Source organism: Pararhizobium capsulatum DSM 1112 (assembly GCF_030814475.1).
Lineage (GTDB): Bacteria > Pseudomonadota > Alphaproteobacteria > Rhizobiales > Rhizobiaceae > Pararhizobium > Pararhizobium capsulatum.
The window spans coordinates 4,123,547-4,136,012 of record NZ_JAUSVF010000001.1; the positions used below are offsets into that span (position 1 = coordinate 4,123,547).

The 12,466-nt window shown below is 61.4% G+C and carries 9 protein-coding genes; 5 read left to right on the forward strand and 4 right to left on the reverse strand.

Features of this window, described 5'->3' with window-relative positions:
- The first annotated feature begins 82 nt into the window (after positions 1-82).
- The 5 genes from glgC to QO002_RS19860 all read left to right on the forward strand — a co-directional run bounded on the left by glgC (position 83) and on the right by QO002_RS19860 (position 7,128).
- Complete coding sequence (glgC, locus tag QO002_RS19840; protein ID WP_307232802.1) at positions 83-1,342, forward strand: glucose-1-phosphate adenylyltransferase; 1,260 nt, start codon at positions 83-85, stop codon at positions 1,340-1,342.
- A 2-nt stretch (positions 1,343-1,344) separates the two neighbouring features.
- Positions 1,345-2,784 (forward strand): glycogen synthase GlgA, encoded by a 1,440-nt coding sequence (glgA, locus tag QO002_RS19845; protein WP_307232804.1) that lies wholly within the window; start codon positions 1,345-1,347, stop codon positions 2,782-2,784.
- Positions 2,785-2,788: 4 nt separating this feature from the next.
- Positions 2,789-4,417, forward strand: a complete 1,629-nt coding sequence (locus QO002_RS19850) for an alpha-D-glucose phosphate-specific phosphoglucomutase (RefSeq protein WP_307232806.1) — start codon at positions 2,789-2,791, stop codon at positions 4,415-4,417.
- A gap of 165 nt (positions 4,418-4,582) precedes the next feature.
- Positions 4,583-6,556, forward strand: coding sequence for a glycogen debranching protein GlgX (glgX, locus tag QO002_RS19855; protein WP_307232808.1), 1,974 nt, complete (start codon positions 4,583-4,585; stop codon positions 6,554-6,556).
- Between the two features lie 83 nt (positions 6,557-6,639).
- Positions 6,640-7,128 carry a MaoC family dehydratase gene (locus QO002_RS19860; RefSeq protein ID WP_307232810.1) on the forward strand — a complete coding sequence of 163 codons (489 nt, stop codon included), beginning with the start codon at positions 6,640-6,642 and terminating at the stop codon, positions 7,126-7,128.
- Positions 7,129-7,199: 71 nt separating this feature from the next.
- Here the strand turns inward: QO002_RS19860 and soxG are convergent, their stop codons facing one another.
- From soxG to QO002_RS19880, 4 genes are all read right to left on the reverse strand, one after another.
- On the reverse strand, positions 7,200-7,748 hold the full coding sequence (soxG, locus tag QO002_RS19865; protein ID WP_307232812.1) for a sarcosine oxidase subunit gamma family protein: 549 nt from the start codon (positions 7,746-7,748) through the stop codon (positions 7,200-7,202).
- Positions 7,741-10,734: a sarcosine oxidase subunit alpha gene (locus QO002_RS19870; protein WP_307232814.1), complete on the reverse strand. Its 2,994-nt coding sequence runs from the start codon at positions 10,732-10,734 to the stop codon at positions 7,741-7,743. Before QO002_RS19870 ends, soxG begins: the two co-directional genes overlap by 8 nt.
- On the reverse strand, positions 10,731-11,072 hold the full coding sequence (locus tag QO002_RS19875) for a sarcosine oxidase subunit delta (protein ID WP_307232816.1): 342 nt from the start codon (positions 11,070-11,072) through the stop codon (positions 10,731-10,733). Before QO002_RS19875 ends, QO002_RS19870 begins: the two co-directional genes overlap by 4 nt.
- A 73-nt stretch (positions 11,073-11,145) precedes the next feature.
- Complete coding sequence (locus QO002_RS19880; RefSeq protein ID WP_307232818.1) at positions 11,146-12,399, reverse strand: sarcosine oxidase subunit beta family protein; 1,254 nt, start codon at positions 12,397-12,399, stop codon at positions 11,146-11,148.
- Positions 12,400-12,466 lie beyond the last annotated feature (67 nt).

The following is a 12,466-nucleotide window of genomic DNA, read 5'->3' on the forward strand; positions in this document are numbered from 1 at the left end:
GGCTGGGTATGAAGACACAATAATAGGGTAACATCCGGCACCAACCGGACTTTGCCCAGGAAGAATTTTCGGGAGGAAACCAATGGAAAAAAGATCGCAGCCCCTTGCCCGTGATGCCATGGCTTATGTTCTTGCCGGCGGTCGGGGAAGCCGCCTGAAGGAACTGACCGACCGACGCGCAAAGCCCGCCGTTTATTTCGGCGGCAAGGCGCGCATCATCGACTTTGCCCTTTCCAATGCACTCAATTCCGGTATCCGCCGCATCGGGGTCGCGACGCAGTACAAGGCGCACTCGCTGATCCGCCACCTGCAGCGGGGCTGGAACTTCCTGCGCCCCGAGCGAAATGAGAGCTTCGACGTCCTGCCGGCCAGCCAGCGCGTTTCCGAAACGCAGTGGTACGAAGGCACGGCCGACGCCGTCTACCAGAACATCGACATCATCGAGGATCATGGCGTCGAATATATGGTCATCCTTGCCGGCGACCATATCTACAAGATGGACTACGAATTGATGCTGCAGCAGCACGTCGATTCCGGTGCCGACGTGACCATCGGCTGCCTTGAAGTGCCGCGCATGGAAGCGACCGGCTTCGGCGTCATGCATGTCGACGAAAAAGACCAGATCATCGCCTTTGTCGAGAAGCCGGCGGACCCGCCGGGGATTCCCGGCAATCCGACGATGGCGCTCGCCTCGATGGGCATCTATGTTTTCCACACCAAGTTCCTGATGGATCTTCTGCGCCGCGATGCCGCCGATCCGGCCTCCAGCCGCGACTTCGGCAAGGATATCATTCCCTACATCGTCCAGAACGGCAAAGCCGTCGCCCATCGGTTCAGCGAGTCCTGCGTGCGCTCGGATTTCGAGCGCGAGGCCTACTGGCGCGATGTCGGCACGATCGACGCCTACTGGCAGGCCAACATTGACCTGACCCACGTCACGCCGGAACTCGACATCTACGACAGCACCTGGCCGATCTGGACTTTCGCGGAAATCAAGCCGCCAGCTAAATTCGTCCATGATGACGAAAACCGCCGCGGGTCTGCAACGTCCTCGCTGGTTTCGGGCGATTGCATCATTTCGGGTGCTTCGCTGAACCGCAGTATGTTGTTTACGGGCGTTCGCGTGAACTCCTTCTCGCGGCTCGAAAACGCGGTCATCCTGCCGAATGTTCGCATCGGCCGCCATGCTCAGCTAAACAACGTGGTGATTGACGCGCGCGTCGTCATTCCGGAAGGCCTGGTGGTCGGTGATGATCCCGAATTCGACGCCAAGCGTTTCCGTCGCTCCGAAAACGGTATCTGCCTGATTACCCAGGCGATGATCGACAAGCTGGGCATGTAGCAATGCAGGTCCTTTCGGTTGCCTCGGAGGTCTTTCCGCTCGTCAAGACGGGTGGCCTTGCCGATGTGGCGGGCGCCCTGCCGGGCGCCCTAATGCCGCTCGGCGTCAGGATGCGCACGCTGATGCCGGGTTATCCAGCAGTCATGCGCACGATCAAGACTCATGAGGTCGTCGGAGGATTTCCCAATCTCTTCGGTGCTCCCGCCTCCGTCCTCGCCGTCGATCACGAGGGGTTGGATCTTCTCGTGCTTGATGCTCCGCATCTCTTCGAGCGTGACGGCGGGCCATATGTCGACCGCGCCGGCCGCGACTATCCCGACAATTTTCGCCGCTTCGCCGGGCTATCGCTGGCTGCAGCGGAAATCGCCGGCGGCATTCTGCCCAGCTGGACACCGGACCTTGTCCACGTGCATGACTGGCAGGCGGCGCTGACCCCGGTCTACATGCAATTCGGCCCCGCCCACCTGATGCCATCGGTGCTGACCATCCATAATATCGCCTTTCAGGGACGGTTCGGCCCGGATGTCTTTCCGGAGCTTGCGTTGCCCGCGCAGGCCTTTTCCGTCGATTACGTGGAATACTACGGCGATGTCGGCTTCCTGAAGGGTGGGCTGCAAACGGCGACCGCCATCACCACGGTCAGTCCTTCCTATGCACAGGAAATCCTGACCCCGGAATTCGGCATGGGCTTCGAAGGCCTGCTTGCTGCGCGACTTTCTTCTGTCTCGGGCATCGTCAACGGCATCGACACGGGCGTCTGGAACCCGCAAACCGACGCCAATCTCAAGACGGCCTATGGTGCGTCGAGCATCAAGAAGCGTGAAGCCAACAAGCAGGCTCTGGCCGCCCGTTTCAGCTTCGACCTCACCCCGGGGCCGATCTTCTGCGTCGTCAGCCGCCTGACATCGCAGAAGGGCATGGATGTGCTCGCCGAGGTGGTCGATGATATCGTCGAGAACGGTGGCAAGCTCGCAATTCTTGGCTCCGGCGATCCGGCGCTCGAAGCCGCCTTCCTCTTGGCAGCTGCCCGTCATCCCGGCAGGGTCGGCATCGTCATCGGCTATGACGAGCCGCTCTCGCACCTGATGCAGGCCGGTGCCGATGCGATCCTTATCCCGTCCCGCTTCGAGCCCTGCGGCCTCACCCAGCTTTACGGCCTGCGCTATGGTTGTGTGCCCGTCGTGGCACGCACAGGCGGACTGGCGGACACCATAATCGACGCCAATGAGGCAGCCCTCGCCGCCGGTGTCGCGACCGGTTTCCAGTTCTCCCCCGTGACTGCGGATGGACTGCGCCAGGCGCTGCGACGCGTTTTCACTCTCTACAATGACCTAAAGGCCTGGAACCGTATGCAGGTTCAGGGCATGAAATCCGATGTTTCCTGGGATCTGAGTGCCGGCCGCTACGCCGCGCTCTATTCAAGGCTTCTTGCGAAAGGCTGACACCATGACCAAAACCGTGACCACGACACCTTACAACGACCAGAAACCCGGCACGTCCGGCCTGCGCAAGAAGGTGCCGGTCTTCCAGCAGAAGAACTATGCTGAGAACTTCATCCAGTCGATCTTCGACAGCCTCGACGGTTTCAACGGCGAAACGCTCGTCATCGGTGGCGACGGCCGCTACTACAACCGCGAAGTCATCCAGATCGCCATCAAGATGGCCGCCGCCAATGGCTTCGGCCGTGTGCTCGTTGGTCGCGGCGGTATCCTGTCGACGCCTGCGGCCTCCAATGTCATCCGCAAATACAAGGCCTTCGGCGGCATCGTGCTCTCTGCCAGCCACAATCCCGGTGGCCCGACGGAAGATTTCGGAATCAAATACAATATCGGCAACGGCGGCCCGGCGCCGGAAAAGGTGACCGACGCGATCTATGCACGGACCAAGACCATCGACAGCTACAAGATAGCTGATGTCGCCGACATCAATCTTGACAGCGAAGGCAGCCAGGACGTCGAGGGCATGGAAGTCGTCGTCATCGATCCCGTCGCCGATTATGCCGAACTGATGGAACAGCTTTTCGACTTCGGTGCGATCCGCCGCCTTCTGTCGAGCGGCTTCCGCATTGTCTTCGATGCCATGAGCGCCGTCACCGGCCCCTATGCCAAGGAAATCCTCGAGAACCGTCTCGGTGCCGCCAAGGGCTCGGTGCTCAATTTCATTCCGCTGCCGGATTTCGGCGGCCACCATCCCGATCCGAACCTCGTTCACGCCCGTGCCCTCTATGAAGAGATGATGGGCGACAACGCGCCCGATTTCGGCGCCGCCTCCGACGGCGACGGCGACCGCAACCTGATCATCGGCAAGGGCATCTTCGTCACGCCTTCCGACAGCCTTGCCATGCTTGCTGCCAATGCCCAGCTTGCACCCGGCTACTCCAAGGGCCTCGCCGGCATCGCCCGTTCGATGCCAACATCGGCGGCTGCCGATCGCGTCGCGGAAAAGCTCGGCATCGGCATCTACGAGACCCCGACCGGCTGGAAATTCTTTGGCAACCTGATGGATGCCGGTCTTGTTACCATCTGCGGTGAGGAAAGTGCGGGCACCGGCTCCAACCACGTGCGGGAAAAGGATGGTCTATGGGCGGTCCTGCTCTGGCTCAACATTCTCGCTGTGCGCCAGGACAGCGTGCAGGAGATTGCCCGCCAGCATTGGATGATCTACGGCCGCAACTACTATTCCCGCCATGACTATGAAGAAGTCGATTCAGCGGCCGCCAACGGGCTTGTGGACGCGCTACGTGCCCAGCTTTCCACCCTGCCCGGCAAAAACTTCGGCGCGCTCAAGGTCGCAACGGCGGACGACTTCTCCTACAACGATCCGGTCGACAAGTCGGTCAGCAACAACCAGGGCATCCGCATCCTGTTCGAGGGCGGCTCGCGCGTCGTCTTCCGCCTCTCCGGCACCGGCACATCGGGTGCAACACTGCGCGTTTATATCGAGCGCTACGAACCCGATTCCAGCCGTCACGATATCGACACGCAGGAAGCCTTGGCCGATCTGATCGCCGTTGCCGACGAGATTGCCGGCATCAAGGAAAGAACCGGCCGCACGGAACCGAGCGTCATTACCTGAACCGAGTGGTTATAGAATTTAGGGGAACGCGAGAAGGGCGGCATATCCCTCTCCCCGCGAGCGGGGAGAGGGGACGACAGAACGCTTCATAGCGATGGAGTGACTTCGGGAAATGCAAATCCGGCCATAGACGCAATATCCTTCGCCAAGACAGCAGGTAGTTTCATGTCGAACATCACCGCCCCGTCCTCACTCGGCGCCGTCATTGGTGATGACGGCACGACCTTTTCCGTCTTCTCGGCGACGGCCAGCGGCATTGAACTCTGCCTGTTCGATGAAACCGGAGAACAGGAGCTGCGCCGCCTGCCGATGCAGCGCGGCGAGGATAATGTTCATCGACTGACAGTCCCGGATGCCGGTGCCGGCACGCGCTACGGCTACCGCGCCTGGGGCCGTTATGAACCCGACCAAGGCCTCTGGTTCGATCCCGCCAAACTGCTGGTTGATCCCTATGCAATCGAACTTGATCGCCCGTTCCGGCACGACGCTCACCTCATGCATTTCGGCGAGGACACGACCGATCTCGTACCGCGCGCCATCGTCATCGAGCCCTCCCGTCATCAGCCGGAACCTGTACACTTCACGCCCGGCGGCCTTATCTACGAGGTCGCGGCCAAGCCCTTCACCATGCGTCACCCGGACGTGCCGGAAGCTATCTGCGGCACCGTTGCAGCACTCGCGCATCCGGCCATCATCGCCCATCTGAAGCGTATCGGCGTCTCTGCCGTGGAACTCATGCCGATCACAGCCTGGATCGACGAACGCCACCTGCCGTCACTCGGGCTTTCCAACGGCTGGGGCTATAACCCGATCGCCTTCATGGCGCTCGATCCACGCCTTGTTCCCGGCGGTGTCCGGGAATTGCGCGAGACCGTCGATGCCCTGCACGAAGAAGGTATCGGCGTGATCCTCGATCTCGTCTTCAACCATTCCGGCGAAAGCGACCGCTGGGGCACGAACCTGTCGATGCGCGGACTCGATAACCTCACCTACTATCGCCACGCCACGGACCAGCCGGGCAATCTGATCAATGATACCGGCTGCGGCAACACCATTGCCTGCGACAACCCCGTCGTGCGTCGGTTGATCCTCGACAGCCTCCGGCATTTCGTTCTTTCCGCCGGTGTCGATGGTTTCCGCTTCGATCTCGGCTCGATCCTCGGCCGCGACATGGGCGGCTTCAGCCGGGATGCCGCACTGCTACAGGAGATGCTGGCCGATCCTGTCCTCAAGGATCGCGTGCTGATCGCCGAGCCCTGGGATATTGGCCCGGGCGGTTATCAGCTCGGCAATTTCCCACCCCCGTTCCTGGAGTGGAACGACCGCGCCCGCGACGATATCCGCCGTCACTGGCGCGGCGACGAGCACACCGTCGGGGCACTCGCCACGGTGCTTGCCGGCTCCTCCGATATCTTTTCCCGCCATGGCCTGACGAACACCCGCAGCGTCAATTTCATCGCCGCACATGACGGCTTCACGCTGATGGATCTCGTTTCCTATGCCGAGAAGCACAACGAAGCGAATGGTGAGGAGAACCGCGACGGGCACAACGAGAACTATTCGTGGAACAATGGCATTGAGGGCAAGACCAACGATGCCGAAGTTCTTGGCTGGCGAAAGCGGGATGTGAAAGGCCTGCTCTCCACCCTCTTTGCGACCCGCGGTACCGTGATGATGTCAGCCGGCGATGAAGGTGGGCGTAGCCAGGGTGGCAACAACAACGCCTATTGCCAGGACAATGACATTACCTATGTCGACTGGGCGGCGCTGGATGACCGTCTGGTGGAGCACACGGCGGCACTGTCGGCCATCCGCGCCCGGTTCGACGGCTTGCGCGAGCAAGCCTTTTTCATCGGCAATGGCGATGTCGAGTGGCTGCGCTTTGATGGCGAACCAATGTCGGTCGGTGACTGGGAAAGCTCGCAGACCGATACGCTCGTGATGATGATTGCGACCAATGATGCGCTGCAGGAGAGAACTACCCGCCTCGCCATCGCCATCAACCGGTCCCATGCGCCCCACGCCACAAGGTTCGCCGCAAAAGACGACGCAAGCTGGCAGGCGCTGCTTGGAGAAGAAGCGGCAAAGCCGGGGATCACGCCTGCCAGAAGTGTCAGTTTTCACGCCGAAATTTATTGATCTCCCCACAATTACGGCAATTGCGGGAACTCCATCCCGCGGAATATAACAGCCGCAGGGGAGCCTTCATTTCAGGGAAGTTCATGCCGCAGGAAATTTCGCTTTCGGATGTCAAAGGGTTGGTTGGTAAGGAGATTGGAATCTCCGACTGGATTACCGTATCTCAGACAATCATCGACGGTTTTGCCGATGCGACCAACGATCATCAGTTCATCCATACAGACCCGGTGCGCGCGGCGGCGGAAACCCCCTTCGGCGGCACGATCGCCCATGGCTTCCTCTCGCTTTCCCTGCTGTCTGCCATGAATTTCAATTGCCTGCCCAGGGTGCGTGAGCAGACCATGGGCATCAACTATGGCTTCGACAAAGTGCGCTTCATGACACCGGTGAAGAGCGGCGCGCGGGTGCGCGGTCGCTTCACGATGGCCGAAGCCCGCTTCCGCGGCGCCGGCATGATCATGGTCACTTACGATGTGACGGTGGATATCGAAGGTGAACGTAAGCCGGCCCTGACGGCGAATTGGCTGACGATCATACAGTTCGATCCGAAAGATCGGCCTGCGGACGCCTGAGCACCGTCGTCCCCTCGCCCCGCTTGCGGGGAGAAGGAAGATGCGGCGCCTAGCGCGCCGAATCCGGCTTCTCAATGTCCGGAATCTTCCGCGCCTTCGGCCAAAAGCCCCGAAACATAAGGCGCAAACGAGCGCCAGCACTCCACCCGGAATGCATCTTCCGCCGTGCGCATCAGCACGATCTCTGCTTTGCCGAAGACCGTGCGCGAGCAGGCGCCGACCGGGAAGACTGCCAATGACAGGTCCTGCGGGCAGCCGCTGTTGAGCGTCACTTCCGCACCCCGTCCCTTGACGAACAAGGCCGTGTTACGATGGGAGATATCGGTAGCGGAGTGCAGCACGCCGCTCGAAGCGGCCGCGGCCGGAAGGTCGGCCTCGGTCTCGTCGATGATCAGCCATTCATCCGGGCCGAGCCAGAGGGCGTGACGGCTACCAGACGAGGCAGATGTCTTCGGCCGGGTCGTCAGCTGGACGCCGAGGGCGGCCGAAAGTGCTGCAACAGCGTCCGGCTTTGCCCGCAGCGACAGTCGACGTGCCGGAGCGGCAGGCGAGACGGATGCAGAGGCAGAGCCGCCGTGAAAGCCGGAAAGCGCCAATGTGCGCGTTGCGAGATCAGCCATTGAGCCGCACTCCTTCCTTGTCGATGAACACCATCTCGCTTACCTCGACCGCGATGGTGCGGTCGGGCATTGGCACATAAAGCGTCTGGCCGAGGCGCGCCTTGCCACCGGCGACCAGCGCCAGCGCAATCGAGCGCCCGGCGTTTTCCGACCAGTAGGACGAGGTGACGTGACCGAGCATGGTCATCGGCTTCGGCTGGTTCGGATCCGCAACGATCTGCGCGCCTTCTTCCAATACAACCTTCGGGTCCTTCGTCAGGAGCCCGACAAGCTGCTTACGGCCCTCGCGAACGAGATCAGGCCGCTTCAGGCCGCGGATACCGACGAAATCGGTCTTCTTTTTGCCGACGGCCCAGCCGAGACTGGCATCATCGGGGGTGACAGTGCCGTCGGTATCCTGCCCGACGATGATGTAACCCTTTTCGGCGCGCAGGATGTGCATGGCCTCGGTGCCGTAGGCGCAACCGCCAGCCTTGTCGACTTCCGCGCGGATCGCTTCCCAGATGGCTGGGCCGAAATCGGCGGGAACGTTGACTTCGAAGCCCATTTCACCGGTGAACGACATGCGGAACAGCCGGGTTGGCACGCCGCAAATCTTGCCTTCGCGCACGCTCATATGCGGGAAAGCCTCGTTGGAAAGATCGATGCCTTCGACCAGCGGCGCAATGACCTCGCGAGCCTTCGGCCCCTGAACCGCGATGACGGCCCACTGTTCGGTGGCAGAGGTCAGCCAGACATTCAGTTCAGGGAATTCCGTCTGCAGATAGTCTTCCATATGGTTCATGACGCGGGCGGCACCGCCGGTCGTCGTCGTCACATGGAAACGGTCTTCCGCCATGCGGCCGACGACGCCGTCGTCATAAACGAAACCGTCTTCGCGCAGCATGATGCCGTAGCGCGAGCGTCCTGGCTTCAGCGTATCCCAGCTGTTGGTGTAGGTCAGGTTGAGGAAGGTTGCCGCATCCGGGCCGACGACCTCGATCTTGCCGAGCGTCGAGGCATCGAACATGCCGACCGTTTCGCGAACGGTCTTGCACTCACGGTTGACAGCCCGGTGCATGTCTTCGCCAGCACGCGGATAGTACCAGGCGCGCTTCCACTGCCCGACATCCTCGAACACGGCGCCTTCGGCTTCTTCCAAAGCATGCATCGGTGTCTTGCGGGTCGGGTCGAAAAGCTCGCCGCGCGAATGGCTGATCAGCGTGCCGAATGTAACCGGGGTGTACGGCGCGCGAAAAGTGGTGAGGCCCACTTCCGGGATACCGCGTCCGAGCGTTTCCGCTGCAATCGCCAGACCGTGCAGGTTGGAAAGCTTGCCCTGATCGGTCGCCATGCCATTGGTGGTGAAGCGCTTGATATGCTCGATCGAGTGCATGCCTTCGCGCACAGCCAGACGGATGTCCTTGGCGCAGACGTCGTTCTGGAAGTCGATGAAGGCCTTGACCGTCGTGTCTTCGCCGGCACCTTCCGCAGCACCGGACATGCCGCCGGTCCACTGGAAAGCATTCGTCGCCTGCAGCTCGACCTTGCCCGTGGCTTCAAAGCCCGAAGCCTTGGCCATCAGCTCGCCGGCTGCCAGCGCTTCCTCGATGGTGGCCTGCAGATCCGTCGTGCCATTGCAGGCACCGATGGAAAGGCAATCCTGCGCATAGACGCCCGGCAGGAACGAACCGCTCTCGGCATCATAAGCGACCTTGCCGCGCGACTGGGAGAACATATGCACCGAAGGCGTCCAGCCGGCCGAGGTCAACAGCGCGTCGATCGCGATATTGCGCTTGGCGCTCGAACCGTTGCGGGCAACCGACATGCCGGCAACCCGCAGCTTGCCGGAAGTCGAGAGAACGCTATGACCCGTCAGCACCTCGATTCCCAGCGCGCGGGCTTCTGCCAGAACGGCCTCACCCGGCTTTTCGCGGCAATCGACGATGGCGGCAACGGTTACGCCCGCACGCTTCAGGTCGAAGGCCGCTTCATAGGCCGAGTCGTTGGCGGTATAGACGCCAACCTTGCGGCCGACGGCAACGCCGAAGTGGTTGAGGTAGGTGCGCGCCGCGGACGCCTGCATGATGCCGGGACGGTCGTTGTTGGCGAAAACCATGTGGCGCTCGATAGCGCCGGTCGCGATGACGACGCGCTTGGCGCGGACCTGCCACAGCCGCTCGCGCGGCAGGCGGCGATCGGGCTTGGCGACATGATCGGTGACACGCTCGACAAGGCCAACGAAATTCTGGGCGTAGTAACCAAACGCCGTCGTACGCGGCAGCACCGTCACATTCGACATCTTGGCGAGATCAACCGCCGTCTTCTGCGCCCACGTGAAGCCATCGACACCATCGACAGTGACGCTCTTGTCGTAGTGCATCGCGCCACCGACTTCCGGCTGCTCGTCGCAGACGATGACGCGGGCGCCGGTCTTCGCCGCCGCAAGCGCCGCCGAAAGCCCGGCAATACCGCCGCCGATCACCAGCACGTCGCAATGGGCGTAGCGGCTGGAATAGTGATCCGTATCGTCTTCCGTCGGCGCAACGCCAAGACCGGCAGCCGCGCGGATCTGCGGCTCATAAATATGCTTCCAGGCCTGCTTCGGCCACATGAAGGTCTTGTAGTAGAAGCCGGCGGCAAAGAAGGGCGACAGCAGGTTGTTGATCGACCCCACGTCGAAGGAGAGCGACGGATAGCGGTTCTGGGAGATCGTCTTCATGCCGTCGAAGACTTCCTGCACTGTGGCGCGCACATTCGGCTGCTTGCGCGCGGCATCGCGCTCGACGCCGATCAGGCCGTTGGGCTCTTCCGGGCCGGCCGAAACGACGCCACGAGGGCGGTGATACTTGAACGAACGGCCGACAAGATGAACGCCGTTTGCCAGTAGCGCCGAGGCGACGGTGTCACCTTCGAGCGCGCCGTAGCTCTTGCCGTCGAAAGAGAACCGGGCAGTTCTTGCGGGGGTCAGGCGACCAGCGCCGGGAATACGATTTGCGCCGCTCATTTCGCGTCGGACTCCGTAGCTTCATAGGTTTCGACGGGGGCAGTGACTGTTGCAGCAGCGTCAAGATCCGGCTTCGACTGGCCGGCCTCGTAGGTCATTTTGAACTTGTCGCTGACGGTATCGCGTGCCGCGTTGAAAAAGCGGCCACAGCCGTTGATGTGGCGCCAGCGCTCAAAGATCAGCCCTTTCGGGTTATCGCGCAGGAAGAAGAACGCTTCGAACTCTGCATCCGAGATATCAGCGATGTTGGTGGGGCGCGCGATATGGGCGTCACCCGCGCCGCGGAACTCAAGCTCGGAACGCTCTTCCTCGCAATAGGGGCAATAGATCAGCAGCATGGGAAGCTCCCGGCACTTTGAAATTTCGAAGACGGATCAGCCGTCATGATGGAAACGCACATATCAAACCTCGTCAGTGCGCCACGGCAGCCGCAGCCGCCTCGTCGATCAGGCGTCCCGAACGGAAGCGATCGAGTGTCAGGCCGGCAGCAAGCTTATGCGGCTCACCCTTGGCGATGAGATGGGCAAAGAGGTTGGCCGAACCCGGCGTCGCCTTGAAGCCGCCGGTGCCCCAGCCGCAATTGACGAACAGGTTCTGAACTGGGGTCACGCCCTGGATCGCGGAACGATCAGGCGTGTTGTCGGTGATGCCGCCCCATTGGCGCATCATCTTGACGCGGCGGAAGATCGGGAACAGTTCGCAGATCGCATCCAGCGTATGGGTAATGATCTGCAGACCGCCGGTCTGGGAATAGGAATTGTACTGGTCCGTACCCGCACCGATGACAAGTTCGCCCTTGTCGGACTGCGAGATATAGGCATGCACCGTGTTCGACATGACGACGCAGGGGAAGATCGGCTTCATCGGCTCCGAAACGAGCGCCTGCAACGGCACCGAATGCAGCGGCACACGCACATCGGCCATCGCCATGACGACGGAGTTGTGACCGGACGCTGAAACACCAACCTTCTTCGCGCCAATAAAGCCTCTGTTGGTATCGACACCCGTCACTTCGCCGTTGGGCCCGCGACGAATACCCTTCACTTCACAATTCTGAATGATGTGCACGCCGCGGTCTGCGGCCGCACGGGCATAGCCCCAGGCGACGGCATCGTGGCGGGCCGTGCCACCGCGACGCTGAAGGGCCGCACCATTGATCGGATACCGGGCGCCGGCGGAAATATCGAGCGGCGGGCAATAATCCCGCGCCTGCTCGGGCGTCAGCCATTCGTTGTCAATGCCGTAGAGACGGTTGGCATGGATATGCCGCTTGAACACCTGCTGATCATGGACGTTGTGCGACAGCATCATCACGCCGCGCGGCGAATACATGACGTTGTAGTTCAATTCCTGGCTGAGGTTTTCCCAGAGTTTCAGCGAGTGCTCGTAGATGTCCATGCTCTCGTCATAGAGATAGTTGGACCGGATGATCGTGGTGTTACGGCCGGTGTTGCCGCCGCCGAGCCAGCCTTTTTCGAGCACTGCTACATTGGTGATGCCGTGCTCCTTGGCAAGATAATAGGCAGCCCCCAGGCCGTGACCGCCGCCGCCAACGATGATGACGTCATATTCCTTGCGCGGCTCGGGCGATGTCCATTGCGCTTCCCAACCCTTGTGGCCACGCATCGCTTCGCGAGCCACGGCAAAAACCGAATATTTGCGCATCCGCCTCTAAACTCCGTCCGTCCTGGGAATTCTCTGTCGCCGTTAGAAATCGCAAATCGCGGCCGTC

Bases quoted from the DNA above. Each gene is read 5' to 3' on its own strand.
- soxG (WP_307232812.1), bottom strand. From the start codon at position 7,748: ATGGCTGATCTCGCAACGCGCACATTGGCGCTTTCCGGCTTTCACGGC.
- QO002_RS19860 (WP_307232810.1), top strand. From the start codon at position 6,640: ATGCCGCAGGAAATTTCGCTTTCGGATGTCAAAGGGTTGGTTGGTAAG.
- glgX (WP_307232808.1), top strand. From the start codon at position 4,583: ATGTCGAACATCACCGCCCCGTCCTCACTCGGCGCCGTCATTGGTGAT.
- QO002_RS19880 (WP_307232818.1), bottom strand. From the start codon at position 12,399: ATGCGCAAATATTCGGTTTTTGCCGTGGCTCGCGAAGCGATGCGTGGC.
- glgC (WP_307232802.1), top strand. From the start codon at position 83: ATGGAAAAAAGATCGCAGCCCCTTGCCCGTGATGCCATGGCTTATGTT.
- glgA (WP_307232804.1), top strand. From the start codon at position 1,345: ATGCAGGTCCTTTCGGTTGCCTCGGAGGTCTTTCCGCTCGTCAAGACG.
- QO002_RS19850 (WP_307232806.1), top strand. From the start codon at position 2,789: ATGACCAAAACCGTGACCACGACACCTTACAACGACCAGAAACCCGGC.
- QO002_RS19870 (WP_307232814.1), bottom strand. From the start codon at position 10,734: ATGAGCGGCGCAAATCGTATTCCCGGCGCTGGTCGCCTGACCCCCGCA.
- QO002_RS19875 (WP_307232816.1), bottom strand. From the start codon at position 11,072: ATGCTGCTGATCTATTGCCCCTATTGCGAGGAAGAGCGTTCCGAGCTT.